This window comes from Marinomonas hwangdonensis (assembly GCF_003721245.1).
GTDB classification, from domain to species: Bacteria; Pseudomonadota; Gammaproteobacteria; order Pseudomonadales; family Marinomonadaceae; genus Marinomonas; species Marinomonas hwangdonensis.
Map to the genome: position 1 here is coordinate 227388 of NZ_RIZG01000001.1, position 19572 is coordinate 246959.

A 19572-nucleotide genomic window follows, 5' to 3' on the forward strand; every position below is an offset into this window, starting at 1 on the left:
TCTTTATGCAAGTGCCAGAAAAGCCTGTTAACGAAGATGATAGACTCGCTGCTCTCGAGTTGACGAAATTATTAGACACGGCACCAGAGCCACGTTTTGACCGATTAACTCGTTTGGCTCAGTTGACTTTAAACATTGAAACAGTACTTGTTTCACTGGTAGACGATAATCGCCAGTGGTTTAAGTCAAAGCAAGGACTAACCGCTTGTGAGACAGAGCGCGACGTATCGTTTTGTGGTCATGCTATTTTAGACGAGGCTATTTTTGAAGTACCTGATACTTTAAAGGATAAGCGTTTTGCAAATAACCCTTTAGTGCTGGGGGAACCATTCATTCGTTTTTACGCTGGAGTGCCGCTAAAACACATGGGGTACTTGATTGGTACGCTGTGCTTTATTAGTTCGAAACCACGTATTTTGTCCGAGACAGAGCGCGAGATCGCCATAGGGTTTGCTGCTGCGATTGAGCAGGAAATTCAAGACCGGTTGCAGGAGCATGATCACGAGAAACTGCTTGCTAGTGAATTGATGTATCGGTCTGTGCTTGAAGGTACTCGAATTGGTACTTGGCAATGGAATGTTCAGACGGGAGAGACGATATTCAACGAGCGCTGGGCCGATATTCTTGGTTACCAGTTGGCTGAATTAGAACCAGTATCTATCGATACCTGGTTGTCATTTGCTCATCCTGATGACTTGGTAGAGTCGGGTCGTTTGCTGCAAGAGCATTTTGATGGCGTCAATTCTTTTTATGACTGCAAATGCCGTATGAAACATAAAAATGGCAGCTATGTGTGGGTGCACGATCGAGGACGCGTGGTGTCATGGACCCAAGATGGTAAACCTTTGATGATGTATGGCACCCACGCAGATATTTCTGAGCAGAAAATGGCCGAGCTGTCTTTACTAGAAAGTAGAGACCAATTTAAGACTTTGGTTGCGAATATCCCAGGTATTACCTTTCGCTGTAAAGCAGACAAAGATTGGACCATGCTATTTATGAGTGGTCACATTGATCCTTTGTCTGGTTATCCGTCGAGTGATTTTATTGGCAATGCGGTTCGAACTTATGACAGTGTGATTCACCCAGATGACAAAGAGCATCTTGGTCGTTCGATTGAGGTGGCGATTCGTGAAAGATCCAGCTGGATATTAAATTATCGTATTTTGCATGCTAATGGTTCTATTCGTTGGGTAGAAGAGAGAGGCGCTGCAGAATACGACGAATCTGGCCAAGTGACGTTTCTGGATGGCTTTATATTGGATATAAGCAATGAAAAAAAACTACAAGATCAACTGGTTAAGCTAACTCAGCAGTTGCCTGGTGTGGTGTATCAATTTCAACTTTGGCCGGATGGTCGTTCAGCTTTTCCTTATGCCAGTGACACAATTAAAGCCATTTACGGTGTGACACCCGAAGAGGTCGCTGACGATGCAACGACGGCATTTGCTCGCATTTATCCAGACGATTTTGAAGGGGTGGTGCAAAGTATTAATTATTCTCGTGATCAGCAAGCAGTCTGGCAACACGAGTATCGAGTGTATCGAGAAGATCAATCTGTTATTTGGCTGTCGGGGAATGCAATGCCTGAACCTATGACGGATGGCAGTACTCTGTGGCACGGTTATATCCAAGATGTGACTCAAACGAAAGAATATTACCTTCAGCTTGAACAGCTAAATCAGCAGTTGAGTGTTGCACAGCAAAGCTTAGACCTTGCCAGCGAGCAGGCGCAAATGGGCTATTGGCAAGCGTCTTTAAAAAATGGCACCTTGTGGTGGTCCCCTAGCATCTATCAGATATTCGGTTTTGATCCTGATGAGATTACTCCCAGTGTGGTGTTGTTCAAAAGCATGGTTCATCCCGACGATGTAGAAAAAGTGGAGCAAAGTGAAGAGAAAGCCAAGCTAACAGGGGTTCATAATGTGGAGCATCGAATTATTCGTTCAGACGGGGAAATCCGTTGGGTGCATGAACTTGCACAACTGGTACCAGAAGCGCAAAACCCTGAACTGATTATGGTGGGGTCAGTGCAGGACATCACGGAAAGGATGAAATTGCAGCAAATGAAAGAAGAGTTCATTTCCACTGTCAGCCATGAGTTGAGAACCCCACTCACATCGATCTCGGGGGCGTTGAATTTATTGCAGTCCACTGGGTTGGTTGGTTCATCGGAGAAAGCGGCTAAGTTAATTGGTATTGCGAGTAACAACTGTACACAGCTGATTCATCTGATCAGTGATTTATTGGACATAGAAAAACTGGTGGCTGGTAAAATGTCGTTTGAAATGAGGCCTATTAATATTCGATCAGTACTTCAAAGGGCCATGCATGACCATCAACTGTATTCGGGCAGTAAAAATATTCATTTTGTTCTTGATGTCGATGCTAAAGTCGATGGCATTAACTTGGTTGCCGATGAACATCGGCTTATGCAAATATTAGCGAATTTTCTATCTAACGCGGTTAAATACTCGCCAAGCTGTGGGCGGATAACCTTGTCGGCGAACAATCAAGCAGATTATATTGAAATTGCTGTGGAAGACGAAGGGGAAGGTGTGCCTGAGGCATTCAGATCGCGAATTTTTCAGCGCTTTTCACAGGCCGATGCCGGTATTTCCAAAATGAAAGGCGGGACAGGGTTAGGGCTTTCTTTAAATAAGGAATTAGCGGAAGGTATGGGTGGGAGTATAGGTTATACTTCTATTGTGGGTTGTGGCGCGAGGTTTTATGTTCGCTTGCCTATATAGTCGATTTTTTAAATGCACATGTTCAAAGGAATAACAGATTTTGCCTATTAAAAAGTCACCTGAAGACATACAGTTGGCAATGAAATCGTTGCAGGCTAATTTTGAGCAAATTTTAAGTCAAAAAATGTCCTTCTTTTCGGCGGTTTCTTTGTCATTACGTCAGCACGATTTTACCGAATTACCCGAAATAGTTAGCCAAGCCCATCAATTGGCCGGATCTTGTGGTAGTTTTGGGTTGCATTTTTTAGGTCGTTTGGCGCGTCAAATTGAAGTGAATGCGCTACTTGTTCGCGAATCCTCAGATTCTGACATTGCGCAGCTTAACTTGTGTGAAGCGATTGATCATTTTGTAAAAGAATTAAACCAAGATCGCTCAGTGGTCAATCAGCCTGTCGTCAAAACATTGGACGCAGTGAAGACGGCGCAAGACGTTTGGTTTGTGTTATCCGATTCGGATTTTCGTTCGGGGCTTGAAGCCCAACTAACTACATTCGATTTTACAGTGCGCAGCTTTTCGTCTTACGCGGATTGTAAGCTTGCGTTAAAAGAGCGTCTTCCTGCCTTATTATTTTGTGCGACAAAATTAGCTGATGAATCCTTATTTTCTCAAGATGCCTTGCTTGATTGTGTGGTTCAGAATAAGACGAAGCTAATGCTTTGCTCCAAAGAAGATGACTTTGAAACACGGGCTAATGCTGTACGACATCAAGCCCAAGCTTTTTTTGTCGGTTTACCTGATACCACCCATGTATTGCAAAGAATCACTCGACTGTTTGATGAGATGAACTTCTTGGATAAAAAAGTCAGCATTTTAGATGACGATTTATTGTTGGCAGAACATTACAGCTGGGTACTTGAATCAGCGGGTATAGAGGTTCAGGTTATTGAGTATCCAGATCAAGTGGTGTCAGATTTGTTATCGTTTAAGCCAGATTTGTTACTGCTGGACATGCACATGCCAGAATACTCGGGTTCTGAGGTGTCTGGTGTAATTCGTCAGTACGATTCATTGAGCAGTCTGCATATTACGTTTTTATCAGCGGAATATGATATTCAGCAGCAATTACAGGCTTTGTCGTTTGGGGCTGATGATTTTATTACAAAACCGATTAGCAATCAGAATTTGGTCAGCGCAGTTAAACTGCGATTGGCGCGTAATCGTGACATTAAGTCACTGATCGAGCGTGACAGTTTAACCGGATTAGTGCGACATGGTGCGATTAAAGATACGGTTTACAGTGAGTTTGAAAGAGTGAAGCGTAGCGGCGAGCATTTTTGTGTCGCCATGGTTGATCTTGATCACTTTAAAAGTGTCAATGACACTCACGGGCATGCTGTGGGTGACATAGTAATCAGCACGATAGCTAACTTGTTGCAAAAAAGGCTACGTCGCAGTGACCGCGCTGGTCGCTATGGTGGTGAAGAGTTTTTGGTCGTCTTGCCTGATTGCTCAGCTGCGAACGCAAAAAGACTGCTTGAGTCACTGCTGAGTGCGTTTAAAAACATACAGTTTAGCGGCCCTGAGGGTCAATTCACTTGCACCTTTTCAGCGGGGCTGGTGTCCAGTGCGGGTGGTTTTGCTGATTCTGATACCCTCATTGAAGCGGCCGATCAGGCGCTTTATCAGGCCAAACACAATGGTAGAAATCAGGTGGTTATTCTAGAAGACATGTAATCTTGTTTTTTTGTGCCGTTTTAAGAGCATTTATGTGATCAAGCTTGTCTTCTGGTTAGCATTGATTGTTTAAAATCGTCAGATCAGCGAAAATAGCCGCAAACGAAATCACAATCAACATGATGGGGCTGTCGGTATAAGGTCATTGTTTGCTGGCCTTTTTAATACGAACACAATCCTGCGTACAACTTAAAAGACTTTTTTAATGGCAAATCAACATTTTCTCAACGAAGTTAACGATCGTAAGACTTTCGCAATTATTTCCCACCCTGATGCTGGTAAGACAACCATTACCGAGAAACTCTTGCTGTTAGGTCAGCTTATTCAGACAGCAGGCTCGGTTAAAGGCCGAAAAGGCGATAAACACGCCACTTCTGACTGGATGGCAATGGAGAAGCAACGTGGTATTTCAATTACGTCTTCGGTGATGCAATTCCCTTATAAAGACCGTACTGTCAATTTGCTCGATACACCTGGGCATGAAGATTTCTCGGAAGATACTTACCGAACGCTTACCGCCGTTGACTCTGTATTAATGATCATTGATGGCGCGAAAGGGGTCGAGGACAGAACCATCAAATTGATGGACGTCTGTCGTTTGCGAGATACGCCTATTTTGACCTTTATCAATAAAATGGACCGAGATATTCGGGATCCTATCGAATTATTAGACGAAGTTGAAGACGTTCTTAAAATCGCCGCCGCGCCCATTACTTGGCCTATCGGTATGAGCGATTTTTTCAAAGGGGTGTATAACCTCTACACGGACACCATTCATGTTTTTGTGCGTGGCCGTGGTCATACCTTGATGGATGATATTCGCATTCAAGGTCTGCAGTCTGACGAGGCAAAAACCTTGCTTGGGGATGACTGGGAAGCCTATGTAGAGGAAATCGACTTGGTGCGTGGTGCCAGTCATGAATTTGATCACGCCGCTTATTTAGCCGGTGAACTCACGCCAGTCTTTTTTGGTACGGCGCTGTCAAACTTTGGTGTTCGTGAAATGCTGGATGGCTTTGTTGAATGGGCGCCGTCTCCTATTGACCGTGAAACCAACAGTCGTATGGTATCGGCTGTGGAAGAAAAATTCTCTGGTTTCATCTTCAAAATACAGGCCAATATGGATCCTAAGCACCGCGATCGTATTGCTTTTATGCGTGTCTGTTCTGGCACCTACAGTCGTGGTATGAAAATGCGTCATTGTCGCATTGGCAAAGACATTAAAGTGACGGATGCCGTTTCTTTTACAGCGGGAGACCGTGAAGGCGTTGAAGAGGCGTTTTCAGGCGACATCATAGGTTTGCATAACCACGGTACGATCCAAATAGGTGACACTTTTACGGAGGGGGAGGACCTTAAATTCACGGGTATTCCACATTTCGCTCCGGAACTGTATCGTCGTGTGCGCCTGAAAGATCCGATGAAAATGAAGGCGCTGCAAAAAGGCTTGCAGCAGCTTTCAGAAGAAGGTTCAACCCAGTTGTTTATGCCGCAACGTAATAATGAATTAATCGTTGGTGCTGTGGGACAATTGCAGTTTGAAGTGGTAGCTTATCGCCTTCAAGACGAATACAAGGTGGAATGTATTTACGAGCCTGTCAACGTGAATACGGCCCGTTGGGTGGATTGTGACGATGCGAAAAAATTTGAAGAATTTAAAAACAAATGTCGTGATAATTTAGCGGTAGATGGTGGTGGTCACCTGACTTACTTGGCGCCGACACGTGTAAACTTGATGATGGCGGAAGAAAAATGGCCTCAGGTACGTTTCCGTGCGACACGAGAACATTGATCAATACTTGACTAAATTACTAGGTTAAGCGGATAATCCTTTTATCAGTAATCGTTATAGTGGTGTTCTAATGAGTATGGTTGAATCGGTTGATCCTATCGAATTTACAGACGCAGCGGCCGCGAAGTTGCAATCTTTGATCGAAGAAGAAGAAAATAACCGGCTCATGTTGCGCGTCTATGTAACGGGTGGTGGATGTTCAGGGTTTCAGTATGGCTTTGCCTTCGATGAAGAGCATCAAGAAGATGATACAGAAGTGACGCGCCATGGTGTGACCTTGGTTGTTGATCCATTGAGTTTTCAATATTTGGTCGGGTCAGAAGTAGACTACAAAGAAAATCTTGAAGGTTCTCGATTTGTGGTGCAAAACCCTAATGCCACATCAACTTGTGGTTGTGGTGCCAGCTTTAGTATCTAGCCGTCCCAATTGGATAAAACAATCAACCCTTTGTGTGTTAGCGCATACAGAGGGTTTTTTTATGCCTTCACATTGAGTCTGTTCTGGGTGAGTGTTCTTTCTTCTTCGCTAATGGCATGGGTGTTAATGAGATTGTAATGCCCTACAAATACAAGACCAAGGTTGATATCACCGAGAACCACGGGTGTTAAGCGGTTGTTTTTTATTCTCCAAACTCTCAGTCCTGCCAAGTGGGGTGTTTGCTTATTCTGTTTCAGATGTTGAAGCACCGACAATTGGTCAGGTTCGCCATCTTGATCAATTAATAGGCGGTAGTGAGTGACTTGTTGATTAAGGAAGTCAGGTGGATACGGAGTGCGTAAAACGGGCAATGGATTTTCTTTTGCCAGGGATTGAAAAAATGGCGGGTGTTTAGGCGAACCGTTGTGCGTGGACAGCGACAATGTCATGTCAATCGGAAGCCCAAAGGCGGGTTTGACAGGGACATAAAACAAAACCTGTTTTGTCGGTAGCGGGTGCTGTATTTCTGACGTTGTGTAGTCAGAGCGTTTATTTGTCGTATTGTTGGCAGTAGGGGGCACCTGCAAAGAGATCCGCCATGTTTTTTTGTCCGTATCCAATTCTTCTGGAGATTGTAACACTACGTTAGATTGATAAATGTAACTAAGGGCGTGTTCTATTATATTGGCAAAGATACTGCTCGAAGCGGTGAGCGAATTTTTATCCTCGCTGCTGATAAAAATTTCTATTACCTCATGGGCCGCGGGACTGAGATCAACAGAATCGTGTGAGTAGGGCGTGGGGCGCTGTTTGTGCCTTAATGCATGCTTTTTTTCATTTGGCAGTGTGTTGGTTCGAGTGAGTGCCTCAATAAACAGCATAACGAAACTCCTGATCTAGAAGTTCATGGTATCGGCTGTGTTGCTAAAGAGTTTAGAGATAGTCTGTTTAAGGCAAAAGACTATCTCTTAATGTGGGTTTAGCGCATTAGGGGAAGTTAGCGCAGTAAGTTGGAAAGTTTTGGGTTTGGCTTAAGCGCTGCTCGGTAAAAAAGCGCCACTTTACCAATGGTCTGAACGGTCTCGCATTTCATAATTTTGCTGATTTCGGCGATTAGGGCATTACGCGTTTCACGATCTGCGATGCTGATACGAACTTTGATCAGTTCATGATCTTCTAGCGCACGATCGACTTCGGTTAATACGGTTTCCGTTAAACCGTTGCCCGCAATCATAACCACTGGGTTAAGTGAGTGGCCGATTAGACGATATTGCTTTTTTTGGGCGTTTGTAAGACTCATAGTAAAATTTTCTCATATTAGTTGACCCTCTTTATTGGAGGCTGAAGAGGTTAAAGGATATTATAGCGGAATATAGACTGATTTAGGTATGATGAAAACGTGGCAAGATCAAAAAGTAGTAATAATTGGATGAAGGAACATTTTGATGATCCGTATGTCAAAAAATCGCAACAGGATGGCTATCGCTCTAGAGCGAGCTATAAACTGCTTGAGATAAATGACAAGGACAAATTATTTCGTCCTGCTATGCGTGTTGTCGACCTTGGTGCAGCCCCCGGTGGCTGGTCACAGGTTGCAGCAAAGTTGGTGGGAGATAATGGAACCATTGTTGCGTCGGATATATTGGAAATGGCACCATTGCCAGGTGTGCGATTTGTTCAGGGCGACTTTACTGAGCAGGAAGTATACGAAGCGATTTTGGCTGAGATTGGTGATCAAAAAGCCGATCTTGTAATTTCAGATATGGCCCCCAACATGAGTGGTAACAGTTCTGCTGATCAGCCCCAAGCTATGTATCTTGTAGAGCTTGCTTTGGATATGGCAACTCAAGTGTTGCGCCCAGGTGGGAATTTTTTGGTGAAAGTGTTTCAGGGGGAGGGGTTTGAAGAATACCTTAAAACCATGAGAGCTCAGTTTGATGCTGTCATAACACGCAAACCAGATGCGTCGCGAGCGAGAAGTCGCGAAGTTTACTTGCTAGGAAGACAATATAAAGGTTAATTATCCATGTTCTGGTATGATAGCCAGAGGCATTAACAATAACCGTTTAGAGGTGTGCTCTTGAACGATATGATGAAAAATATACTGTTGTGGTTGGTGATTGCTGCAGTACTACTAACAGTTTTTAACAACTTTAATACAACGCCCGACACGAATCGGATTTCTTATTCTGAGTTTGTCAAAGAGGTACAAGAAGGCCGTGTGGCAAAGGTTATCGTTGATGGCTATACCATTAGCGGTAGTCGTACCAATGGTGCAACGTTTGACACAGTAAGACCGGCTGCTTCAGATCCAAAAATTATGGATGATCTGTTAAGCAATAATGTCGTTGTCGAAGGGCGTATGCCTGACCAGCAAAGTATATGGACTCAGCTCTTGTTAGCCAGTTTCCCTATTCTGCTCATTTTGGCTATTTTTGTGTTTTTCATGCGTCAAATGCAAGGGGGTGCCGGCGGTAAAGGTGGCCCTATGTCGTTTGGTAAGTCCAAGGCGCGCTTACTACCGGAAGATCAGATCAAAACGACTTTCGCGGATGTAGCGGGTTGTGATGAGGCAAAAGAAGATACTAGCGAGCTGGTAGACTTTTTGCGCGAGCCAAGCAAGTTTCAGCGTCTTGGCGGTAAGATTCCTCGTGGTATCTTGATGTGTGGGCCTCCAGGTACAGGTAAAACTTTGCTTGCAAAGGCGATTGCTGGTGAAGCTAAAGTACCTTTCTTTACTATCTCTGGTTCTGATTTCGTTGAAATGTTTGTGGGTGTCGGTGCGTCTCGTGTTCGTGACATGTTTGAACAAGCGAAGAAACACGCACCTTGCATTATCTTTATTGATGAGATTGATGCGGTTGGTCGTAATCGTGGCTCCGGTATGGGCGGGGGTAACGACGAACGTGAGCAAACATTAAACCAGTTATTGGTTGAAATGGATGGCTTCGAAGGTAATGAAGGTATTATCGTTATCGCGGCAACTAACCGTCCTGATGTGTTAGACCCAGCTTTGTTGCGCCCTGGTCGTTTTGACCGTCAAGTGCAAGTGGGTTTGCCTGACATTCGTGGTCGTGAACAGATTTTGAAGGTGCATTTGCGTAAAGTGCCTTGTGATGATGATGTTGAGCCAAAAAACATTGCCCGTGGTACGCCTGGCTTTTCTGGTGCTGACTTGGCGAATTTGGTCAACGAAGCCGCTTTGTTTGCTGCCCGTTCTAACCGTCGTCTTGTTAACATGGAACAGCTAGAGCTAGCGAAAGATAAAATTCTCATGGGGGCTGAACGCAAAACCATGGTGATGAGTGACAGAGAAAAGTTGAATACGGCTTATCATGAAGCTGGCCACACTATTATTGGCTACTTGATGCCAGAGCATGATCCTGTTTATAAGGTTTCGATTATTCCTCGTGGTCGCGCTTTGGGTGTCACCATGTACTTGCCAGAAGAAGACAAATACAGCATCAGTAAGCGCGGACTTGAGAGTCAGGTTTGTAGCCTTTATGGTGGTCGTATTGCTGAAGAAATGATTCATGGTTTTGATGGTGTTTCCACGGGTGCCTCTAATGATATCGAGCGTGCAACAAGTATTGCTCGAAACATGGTTACCAAATGGGGGTTGTCTGAAAAATTAGGTCCATTTGCTTACGAAGAAGATGATCACAGTGGCAGTTACATCACTGGGCCTACAGGTAGCAAGGCAAACTATTTCTCACCTGAGACTGGTAAGGTAATAGATTCTGAAGTGCAAGATATCATCAGTCGCTGTTACGAAAAAGCGACCAAAATCTTGGTCGACAACCGTGCTAAATTAGATGTTATGGCGGAAGCATTGGTTCAATATGAAACAATTGATGCCAAGCAAATTAAAGAAATAATGGATGGTAATAAGCCTTCGCCTCCAGATGGGTGGACTGATCCGGGTGCTATGTCAAAAGACGATGATGCTGTTCAGAAGTCATCTTCTGAAGACGACGCTGTCAATAAAGACGGTGAAGTTACAGGAGACAGTGACGATGCTTCAGGGCAGGCGTCACCTAAGCCTGCAAGCGAATAGTAAAATGATTGTTCGTTATTAGAGTGGTTATTGCATGTCATTAATGCCATTTGGGGACAAGTCGTTAGACTTGTCCCTTCCTCATGTAATGGGGATACTTAATGTCACACCAGATTCATTTTCTGACGGTGGGGCGTTTGACTCGCTAGACACGGCCCTGCGCCAAGCTGAAAAAATGATTTGTGAAGGTGCCAGTATTATTGATGTGGGAGGAGAATCCACGCGTCCAGGTGCTGCCCCTGTCACAGTCCAGCAAGAGCTTGATCGTGTTATGCCAGTAATTGAGGCCATTAAACAACGTATTGATGTGATTGTGTCGGTGGATACCAGTACACCCGATGTTATGGTTGGTGCCGCTTCTTTGGGGGCAGGTTTGATCAATGATGTGCGTGCTCTCGAGCGTGATGGTGCTTTGGTTGCGGCGGCGAATACAGGGCTGCCCGTGTGTTTGATGCATATGAAAGGCTCCCCACAAACTATGCAAAATCAACCAGATTATGTTTCCGTTGTGGATGAGGTTGTCGACTATCTTATTGGTCGCGTTGCAGCGTGTCGCAATGTCGGTATCGACCAGTCGCGGATTATATTGGACCCTGGTATTGGGTTTGGTAAAACACTGTCGCATAATTTATTACTATTGCAAAATACACATGTTTTAAAGCAGCTGGGGTTTGAGGTGTTGATTGGTCTTTCGCGAAAAACCATGATCGCAGAGGCCTTGAATTTACCCGTTGAAGAGCGCTTGTTTGGATCAATGGGGGCGAATGCTTCTGCTTTTTCAAAGGGGGCGCGTATTTTTAGAGTTCATGATGTTAGGCCGCACGTCGAGATGCTGGCGCTGATGTCCCGTATTGAGAGAGAAAGTTAATGCGTAAATATTTTGGTACAGATGGAATACGAGGGAAAGTAGGTACGGCGCCGATCACACCTGAGTTTATGCTGAAGTTAGGGTGGGCCGCTGGCCAAGTTTTTAAGGAAAATGATAAGAAAATTCTCATCGGTAAAGATACGCGTATTTCTGGTTATATGTTTGAGTCGGCGCTTGAGTCTGGCATTGTCGCAGCAGGGGCAGATGTTCGTCTAGTGGGGCCAATGCCAACGCCGGCGATCGCTTATTTGACGCGTACTTTTCGTGCCAGTGCAGGTATAGTGATCAGTGCGTCTCATAACCCTTACACTGACAATGGTATTAAGTTTTTCTCTGCGCAAGGTGGAAAAATATCTGACGAAGTTGAAGAGCAGATCGAATATTACCTTGAGCAACCGATGGAAGTGGTTGAATCTAGCTTAATTGGTCGTGCTAAACGAATTGATGATGCGGCAGGGCGTTACATAGAATATTGCAAAGGAACCTTTCCTATTGGGTTGCAGTTAAGTGGTCTGAAAATCGTCGTCGATTGTGCTGATGGTGCCACTTACCATGTCGCTCCAAGAGTGTTTTCTGAGTTAGGCGCTGAGGTGATTGCTGTTGGTGTGAATCCGGATGGCCTAAATATTAATGAATACAGTGGTGCGACCAAGCCTGAATTACTGAGAAAAAACGTGTTGGCCGAAGAGGCAGACTTGGGTATTGCGCTTGATGGTGATGGAGACCGTTTGATACTGGTTGATCGTCATGGTGTTGTGCGTGATGGTGACGATATTCTTTTCATCATTGCCAATCACTTAATGCGCACCGGACGTTTTAGCGGTGGTGTGGTGGGGACCTTAATGAGTAATTTTGGCCTTGAATTGGCGTTTTCTGAGACGGGGATTGGCTTTAGTCGAGCCGCTGTGGGGGATCGTTATGTAAACGAGAAACTTGCTCACCACGGTTGGGTGTTGGGTGGTGAGCCGTCTGGCCACATCGTGTGTCGTTCCATTACCACAACGGGTGATGGGATTATTGCTGCCCTACAAGTTTTAAGAGCCATGGTTGAAGAGGGGAAATCCCTTGATGAGCTATTGGTTGGTTTGGTTAAATTCCCGCAAAAATTAAAAAATATTCGTGTCGCAAAACGTTTTGTGCCGAATGAAGAGCCTGCTCTACAAAAAGCCATTGCCGTGGCAAATGAGCGATTAAATGGTTTGGGTCGGGTTTTGTTAAGGGCGTCAGGTACAGAACCGTTAATACGAGTGATGGTTGAAGGTCGAGATGACGCAACAGTCAATGAGCTTGTTGATTATTTGGTTGATGAGGTTAAATCTGTTGTTGCGGCCAAGGTAGCAGACGATTTGCTGGGCCAGTAGTGTAAAATTTATGGTTTTGGTGTGAATAAATACTTGAAACAAATCGGGGCTTTCCATAGAATGGGCGCCTCGAATTTAGGGGTTAGAATATGATTCGTCAAAAGATTGTTGCTGGTAACTGGAAAATGAACGGTTCAAAAGAATCTGTTTCGTTGTTGGTTGATGGCTTGCTTAAGATGGAAGGTTCTAGCGCCCAGGTAGTTGTTGCTCCAGCTTTTCCTTATTTGTCACAAGTAAGTGGAATGCTGTCTGGGTCGCACATTGTTTTAGCGGCTCAAAATGCCAGTGATCAACCAAAAGGTGCTTTCACTGGTGAGGTATCAACCTCAATGTTGAATGACTTTGGCGTTAAATATGTGTTGGCAGGTCATTCAGAGCGCCGTTCGTTATACGGTGAGTCAGACGCAATGGTCGCCCACAAGGTGAAAGCGATTTTAGCAGAAGAATTGATTCCTATGCTTTGTATAGGTGAGACTCTGGAAGAACGGAAGTCTGATAAAACACTTGAAGTGTGTGAGCGTCAACTTAATGCCGTCATTGAACTTGTTGGTATCGATGCGTTTGAAAATATTGTTATCGCTTATGAACCTGTTTGGGCTATTGGTACTGGCGTTTCTGCGAGTGCAGAGCAAGCTCAAGGTGTTCATGAGTCTATAAGGAAGTATTTGTCGACATTCTCTGTGTCTGTTTCTCAACAATCTCAGATACTGTATGGCGGCAGTGTGAAAGCATCAAGTAGTCAGGCGTTATTTGCGATGCCTGATATAGATGGTGCCCTAGTTGGCGGTGCCTCTCTAGATGCAGATGAATTTATCGCAATAATTAAGGCAGCGGGTTAATTAATGGAATCACTAATTTTAGTTTTGCATGTTCTAGCGGCAATATTGATTATTGCGTTAGTGTTACTGCAGCAAGGTAAAGGTGCTGATGCTGGTGCTGCCTTTGGTGGTGGTGCGTCACAGACTGTTTTTGGTAGTCAGGGTGGCGGTAGTTTTTTCGGTAAATTGACGGCTTTGTTTGCCTTGATATTTTTCCTAACTAGCTTTGGTTTGGCTTTTTATGCCAGCGAAAAAGCGAAGAGTGTTTCAGGTTCTCTTGATTTTGTTCCTTCAGCTCCTCAGGTTGAAGAAATGGTTGAGTTGCCAGAATTGGGTAACACAAGTAAATCATCTTCAGCGTCAGACATACCGACTGTAGAATAAGTTAGCAGCCTCATCTTTTGTGCTTCGCAAAGATGAAGTGATAGTGTTTTTGATAAAGAAAAGTTTTGCGGATGTGGCGGAATTGGTAGACGCGCCACCTTGAGGGGGTGGTGAGCATCGCTCGTGGGGGTTCGAGTCCCCCCATCCGCACCAATATTGAATTAATATTCTACATTGTGTATCATGTGTGAATATTGATTAAGAGTGATCTGGTTTGTTGGGAAGAAAGATGTTTTGTTTTATTCTCGGTTCACCTTATTAAGGTTGACGCAGCGGTTTGCTCTTGGTGTTAGGTGTCAGATAAGCCTTCCTAGAAGGTCGTTTTCTCTGTTACAGGGAAAACATTAAGAGCCCCTTTATGGGGTTTTTTGTTATCTGCATTGTAATTCTTTCAAATAAAATGGGCCTTGAGCCCGTTTTTTGTTTCTGCGTTTTACAAAATGGGTTTTCGGAGAAAACGATTGTCAGCAAAATACACGATTTTAGAAGAGCTTATTCGACCCGTTGTTGAGGGTTTGGAGTTTGAGTTTTGGGGGATGGAATACCTTTCCTTGGGGAAAGATTCTGTACTCCGTATTTACATCGAAACAGATGCCGAGAAAGGTATTGATGTAGAAGATTGCGCGCGTGTTAGTCGTCAAGTCAGCTCTATTTTAGATGTTGAAGACCCTATCACGGGAGAATACAACCTAGAAGTGTCATCGCCAGGTTTGGATCGGCCTTTATTTAGTTTGGCTCAGTATCAAGCCTATATTGGTTCTATTGTTTCATTGCGTTTGCGTGTTCCTTTTGATGGGCGTCGTAAGTTCAAGGGGCAACTAATGGGGATCGAAGGCGAAGATATTGTTATTCGCGTCGATCAAGAAGAATACCTCTTGCCAATTGATCTGATTGATAAGGCAAATGTTGTTCCACAATTTTAAAAATTAACTTTAAAGAGAGGCTAAAAGGATGAGCAAAGAGATTCTTTTGGTAGTAGAAGCGGTTTCCAACGAGAAAGATGTTCCGAAACAAGTGATTTTCGAAGCTGTTGAGATTGCTTTAGCGAGTGCTGCCAAACGTCGTTTTGAAGAAGACGCATTAATTCGTGTATCCATCGATCAACGCACAGGTGATTATAAAACGTATCGCCAATGGAACATTGTTGCTGATGAAGATTATTCTGCGCCAGCGTCTGAGTTGACTATTGATGACTCAGAAGAACAAAATCTTGGCTTGGGTATCGGTGAAGTTTACGAGGAAGAGGTGGAGTCTGAAGCCTTTGGTCGTATTGCCGCGCAGACAGCGAAACAAGTGATTGTACAGAAAGTGCGTGAAGCGGAACGTGCAAAAATGGTTGCGCTTTACACTGAAAAAGTAGGCAAGCTTGTTCATGGTCAAGTGAAAAAAGTGACACGTGATAGCTTGATTATCGATTTAGGTGAGAACGCTGAAGCGTCTTTGCCAAAAGATCAGCTGATTGCTCGTGAGAGCTTCCGAATGAATGATCGTATTCGCGCTTTGTTGCTCGAAATTCGTGAAGACAGTCGTGGTGCTCAATTGATTTTGTCCCGTAATGCCCCGGCCTTTATGATCGAGTTATTTCGTTTAGAAGTGCCGGAAATCTCTGAAGAAGTCATTGAAATTCGCGGCGCCGCTCGTGATCCAGGTTTGCGTGCTAAAATTGCAGTGAAGACCAATGATCGTCGCATTGACCCTATCGGCGCTTGTGTTGGTATGCGTGGCGCTCGTGTGCAAGCCGTTTCGAATGAAATGAACGGTGAGCGTGTAGACATAGTGCTTTGGGATGATAATCCAGCCCAACTGGTCATTAATGCGATGGCGCCAGCGGAAGTTGATTCTATTGTAATTGACGAAGATGCTCATTCCATGGATGTGGCGGTTAAGAGCGATAATTTAGCTCAGGCAATTGGCCGTAACGGACAAAACGTTCGTTTAGCATCAACCTTAACCGGTTGGGCATTAAATGTCATGACCAGTGAAGACGCCCAAGCGAAGCAGCAAGAAGAATCACAGAAGCTGATTGATCTGTTTGTTTCTGGTCTCGACATCGATGATGATTTGGCTATCCAGATGGTGGATGAAGGCTTCACTTCGTTAGAAGAAGTGGCTTATATCCCAATGGAAGAGATGCTAGAAATTGATGGTTTTGATGAAGATTTGGTAAACGAGTTACGTTCACGAGCCAAAGAAGCGCTTTTAAATCGCGCGCTACAAGCTGAAGAAAAGTTAGATGATGCAAAACCTGCCGCTGATTTGTTAGCGATGGCAGGAATGGATAATCATCTTGCTTTGGTGCTTGCTTCTATGGGGGTAGTTACTATGGAAGATTTGGCTGAGCAGTCAGTTGATGAGTTGCTTGACGTTGAAGGCATGACAGAAGAGCGTGCTGCTAGCCTCATATTGACAGCTCGTGCGCCTTGGTTTGCTGAATCTGAATAAAATCTGAGTACATAAGGGGGAACTTAATGACAGTTCAAACCGTAAAGATACTATCCGAGTTGGTGAATACACCAGTCGAGAAGCTGCTGACTCAGATGAAAGATGCTGGCCTGCCTCAAACGAGTGCATCGCAAGAAGTTTCTGACGTCGAAAAGCAAAAATTATTGGATTATTTGAAGCGTCAGCATGGCGAAGGAACAGATACTAGCCAGCGTATTACTTTGCAGCGTAAAACAACCAGTACGATATCTCGCGATGGTGGCAAAGCCGTTAACGTCGCAGTAAAGAAAAAGCGTACTTATGTTAAGCGTGATGAAGTGAGCAGCGAAGCACAACAGCAAGAAGAGTTGTTAGCTCAACAGCGTCTTGCAGAAGAACAGGCGCGTTTAGCAGCAGAAGAGCAAGCGCGTCTAGATGCTGAACGCAAAGCAGAAGAAGAGAAGGTGGCTAAAGCAAAAGCTGAAGCCGAAGAAAAAGCGCGTCGTGACGCAGCGGCTAATGCCGCAAAAGCGGATGTTGGCGCGGTCAATGAAACGGAGCAGTATGTTTCCGGTATAGGAGCGGCAGAACCCGTGGAATCACCGAAGCCAAAAGCGGCAAAAAAAGTATCTCAACCAGCAGTGGACAACAAAAAGCCATCATCAGCGCCAAAAGGCAAGAAAAGTCCACCACGATACGAGAGCGATAAAGACAAGCCTCGTGGTCGTGTTAACCCAGACAACAAGCGTACGTCTCGCGTCAATGTAAACGACGAAGACGAATTTACCCGTCGTGGTAAGTTAGGCCGTAAAGGTAAGAAACCAGCTAAGCAAGAGCACGGTTTCCAAAAACCTACCGCTAAAATGATCCATGAAGTTCTGTTGCCAGAAAGTATCACGGTTGCAGACCTTGCGGAGAGAATGGCGGTTAAAGGCGCAGAAGTCATTAAAGTGATGTTTAAAATGGGCGCAATGGCAACCATTAACCAGACGATTGATCGTGATACAGCCACCTTGGTTGTTGAAGAGATGGGTCATACGGTGAAGCTTTATGATGAAAATGCGGTCGAAAACGACATGATTGAAGCGATCGATTACGAGGGCGAGGCCATTAAACGTGCGCCTGTTGTCACTGTAATGGGTCACGTAGACCACGGTAAAACATCGTTACTGGATTTTATCCGTACAACTCGTGTTGCAGATGGTGAGTCTGGTGGTATTACACAACACATTGGTGCTTACCATGTTGAAACGCCACAAGGCATGATCAGTTTCCTAGATACACCTGGACACGCAGCATTTACGTCAATGCGTGCTCGTGGTGCTAAAGCCACAGACGTGGTTATCTTGGTTTGTGCAGCGGATGACGGTGTGATGCCACAAACGATTGAGGCGATTCAGCATTCTCGTGCCGCAGGCGTACCAATGGTTGTTGCTATCACTAAAATTGATAAAGATGGCGCTGATATTGACCGTGTTAAAAACGAGTTGGTAGCGCAAGAAGTTGTGCCTGAAGAATGGGGCGGTGACGTTCAATTTGTTGGTGTGTCGGCTAAGTCGGGTGAAGGCATTGATGCTTTACTTGAGGCTGTCCTGTTGCAGGCTGAAGTACTTGAGCTGACAGCGGTTCCTAGCTCGCCAGGTAAAGGTGTGGTGGTTGAATCACGTCTTGACCGTGGTCGTGGTCCTGTCGCGACACTACTTGTACAAAATGGTACCTTGCGCAAAGGTGACATTGTATTAGCTGGTTTACAGATGGGCCGTGTTCGTGCACTGCTTGATGAAAATGGTAAGGCGATTACTGAAGCCGGTCCCTCTATTCCAGTAGAGATTTTAGGTCTTGATGGCACACCGGAAGCGGGTGAAGAATTCATCGTTGTTGCAGATGAGCGTAAAGCACGCGAAGTGGCTAACTTCCGTCAAGGCAAATACCGTGAAGTACGTTTTGCTCGTCAGCACACAGCCAAATTGGAGAATTTATTCTCTGAAATGGGCAAAGACGAAGTTCGTACTCTCAATGTGGTTCTGAAAGCAGACGTTCGTGGTTCTCTTGAAGCATTGATCAAGTCTTTGACTGACATGAACACAGATGAGGTTCAGGTTAACATAGTATCAAGCGGTGTCGGTGGTATCACAGAAACGGATGCAACCTTGGCGCTCGCGTCTGACGCGGTTATCTTTGGTTTCAATGTTCGTGCGGACAGCTCTGCGAAACAGTTTATTGAGCGTGAAAGTATCGATCTTCGTTACTACAGCATTATTTATAACATCATCGATGATGTGAAATCGGCCTTGTCTGGTATGTTGTCACCGGATCTGCGTGAAGATATTAAGGGTACTGCTGAGGTTCGTGATGTGTTCCGTTCTCCTAAGTTCGGTCTAATTGCGGGTTGTATGGTGGTTGAAGGAACGGTTTACCGGAATAAGCAGATCCGCGTTTTACGTGATGATGTGGTTATTTATGAAGGTGAGCTTGAGTCTCTACGTCGCTTCAAAGATGTCGTGAACGAAGTGAGCCGTGGTATGGAATGTGGTATCGGTGTGAAAAATTACAACGATGTCAAAGTAGGCGATAAGATCGAGGTTTTTGAAACCGTCGAAGTAGCGCGTACACTTTAATAGGACAGAATCATGGCAGGCGAATTTAGTCGTACTAGTCGGATTGGTGACCAGCTCCAAAAGGAGCTGGCGTCCTTGATCCAGTTTGAAGTAAAAGACCCACGTTTAGGGTTGGTTACTGTCAACGAAGTGCGTGTAGCAAAAGATTTGGGTTACGCAGATATCTATTACACTGTCCTTGGCAAAGATGATCAGCCTGAAATAATTGCTGAAAATCAAGCGGCTTTAGACAGTGCAAAAGGATTTTTGCGTCGCCGTTTAGCACAAGAAGTGAAGCTTCGTATCATGCCGCATTTGCGTTTTCATTATGACCAAAGTGTCGTTAATGGTTCACGAATGTCGGCTCTGATTGACGAAGTGATTCGAGATGACGAAGCAAAAAGTGCGAACGAAGACGAAAAATAGGTTGG

16 protein-coding genes and 1 tRNA gene are annotated in these 19572 nt (G+C 44.7%); 15 read left to right on the top strand and 2 right to left on the bottom strand.

All coding sequences use genetic code 11. The features are described from left to right. Nucleotides 1-5 precede the first annotated feature (5 nt). From EBI00_RS01010 to erpA, 4 genes are all read left to right on the top strand, one after another. Nucleotides 6-2750 carry a PAS domain-containing protein gene (locus EBI00_RS01010; RefSeq protein ID WP_123094072.1) on the top strand — a complete coding sequence of 915 codons (2745 nt, stop codon included), beginning with the start codon at nucleotides 6-8 and terminating at the stop codon, nucleotides 2748-2750. Nucleotides 2751-2790: 40 nt separating this feature from the next. Beyond that, on the top strand, nucleotides 2791-4425 hold the full coding sequence (locus tag EBI00_RS01015; protein ID WP_123094073.1) for a diguanylate cyclase: 1635 nt from the start codon (nucleotides 2791-2793) through the stop codon (nucleotides 4423-4425). 205 nt (nucleotides 4426-4630) lie between these two features. Further along, complete coding sequence (locus tag EBI00_RS01020; protein WP_123094074.1) at nucleotides 4631-6217, top strand: peptide chain release factor 3; 1587 nt, start codon at nucleotides 4631-4633, stop codon at nucleotides 6215-6217. Nucleotides 6218-6287: 70 nt separating this feature from the next. After that, entirely contained in the window at nucleotides 6288-6635 is a 348-nt protein-coding gene (gene erpA, locus EBI00_RS01025; RefSeq protein ID WP_123094075.1) for an iron-sulfur cluster insertion protein ErpA, read from the top strand. Nucleotides 6636-6694: 59 nt separating this feature from the next. Here erpA and EBI00_RS01030 read toward each other — a convergent pair whose 3' ends face one another. Then, the gene (locus EBI00_RS01030; RefSeq protein ID WP_123094076.1) at nucleotides 6695-7516 is read right to left on the bottom strand and encodes a hypothetical protein; all 822 of its coding nucleotides are present in this window, start codon (nucleotides 7514-7516) and stop codon (nucleotides 6695-6697) included. Nucleotides 7517-7632: 116 nt separating this feature from the next. Further along, entirely contained in the window at nucleotides 7633-7935 is a 303-nt protein-coding gene (locus EBI00_RS01035) for a YhbY family RNA-binding protein (protein WP_123094077.1), read from the bottom strand. Nucleotides 7936-8034: 99 nt separating this feature from the next. On the opposite strand from EBI00_RS01035, the gene rlmE reads away from it, so the two are divergent. The 11 genes from rlmE (at nucleotide 8035) to rbfA (ending at nucleotide 19567) form a co-directional block, all read left to right on the top strand. Next, a complete protein-coding gene (gene rlmE / locus EBI00_RS01040; protein WP_123094078.1) occupies nucleotides 8035-8655 on the top strand; it encodes a 23S rRNA (uridine(2552)-2'-O)-methyltransferase RlmE in 621 nt (206 codons plus the stop codon). Nucleotides 8656-8715: 60 nt separating this feature from the next. Continuing rightward, nucleotides 8716-10692, top strand: a complete 1977-nt coding sequence (gene ftsH, locus EBI00_RS01045; RefSeq protein WP_241556913.1) for an ATP-dependent zinc metalloprotease FtsH — start codon at nucleotides 8716-8718, stop codon at nucleotides 10690-10692. Between the two features lie 34 nt (nucleotides 10693-10726). Further along, a complete protein-coding gene (folP, locus tag EBI00_RS01050; RefSeq protein ID WP_123094079.1) occupies nucleotides 10727-11560 on the top strand; it encodes a dihydropteroate synthase in 834 nt (277 codons plus the stop codon). Beyond that, on the top strand, nucleotides 11560-12921 hold the full coding sequence (glmM, locus tag EBI00_RS01055) for a phosphoglucosamine mutase (RefSeq protein ID WP_123094080.1): 1362 nt from the start codon (nucleotides 11560-11562) through the stop codon (nucleotides 12919-12921). The genes folP and glmM overlap by 1 nt, the downstream gene beginning before the upstream one ends. An 89-nt stretch (nucleotides 12922-13010) precedes the next feature. Continuing rightward, a complete protein-coding gene (gene tpiA / locus EBI00_RS01060) occupies nucleotides 13011-13760 on the top strand; it encodes a triose-phosphate isomerase (protein WP_123094081.1) in 750 nt (249 codons plus the stop codon). A 3-nt stretch (nucleotides 13761-13763) separates the two neighbouring features. Next, complete coding sequence (gene secG / locus EBI00_RS01065) at nucleotides 13764-14123, top strand: preprotein translocase subunit SecG (protein WP_123094082.1); 360 nt, start codon at nucleotides 13764-13766, stop codon at nucleotides 14121-14123. A 67-nt stretch (nucleotides 14124-14190) separates the two neighbouring features. Next, a tRNA-Leu gene (locus EBI00_RS01070) sits at nucleotides 14191-14276 on the top strand. Nucleotides 14277-14584: 308 nt separating this feature from the next. Then, on the top strand, nucleotides 14585-15046 hold the full coding sequence (rimP, locus tag EBI00_RS01075; RefSeq protein WP_123094083.1) for a ribosome maturation factor RimP: 462 nt from the start codon (nucleotides 14585-14587) through the stop codon (nucleotides 15044-15046). A gap of 28 nt (nucleotides 15047-15074) precedes the next feature. Continuing rightward, entirely contained in the window at nucleotides 15075-16565 is a 1491-nt protein-coding gene (nusA, locus tag EBI00_RS01080; RefSeq protein WP_123094084.1) for a transcription termination factor NusA, read from the top strand. A 26-nt stretch (nucleotides 16566-16591) separates the two neighbouring features. Then, nucleotides 16592-19162, top strand: coding sequence for a translation initiation factor IF-2 (gene infB, locus EBI00_RS01085; RefSeq protein WP_123094085.1), 2571 nt, complete (start codon nucleotides 16592-16594; stop codon nucleotides 19160-19162). Between the two features lie 12 nt (nucleotides 19163-19174). Next, nucleotides 19175-19567: a 30S ribosome-binding factor RbfA gene (rbfA, locus tag EBI00_RS01090; RefSeq protein ID WP_123094086.1), complete on the top strand. Its 393-nt coding sequence runs from the start codon at nucleotides 19175-19177 to the stop codon at nucleotides 19565-19567. The last annotated feature ends 5 nt before the right edge of the window (nucleotides 19568-19572 follow it).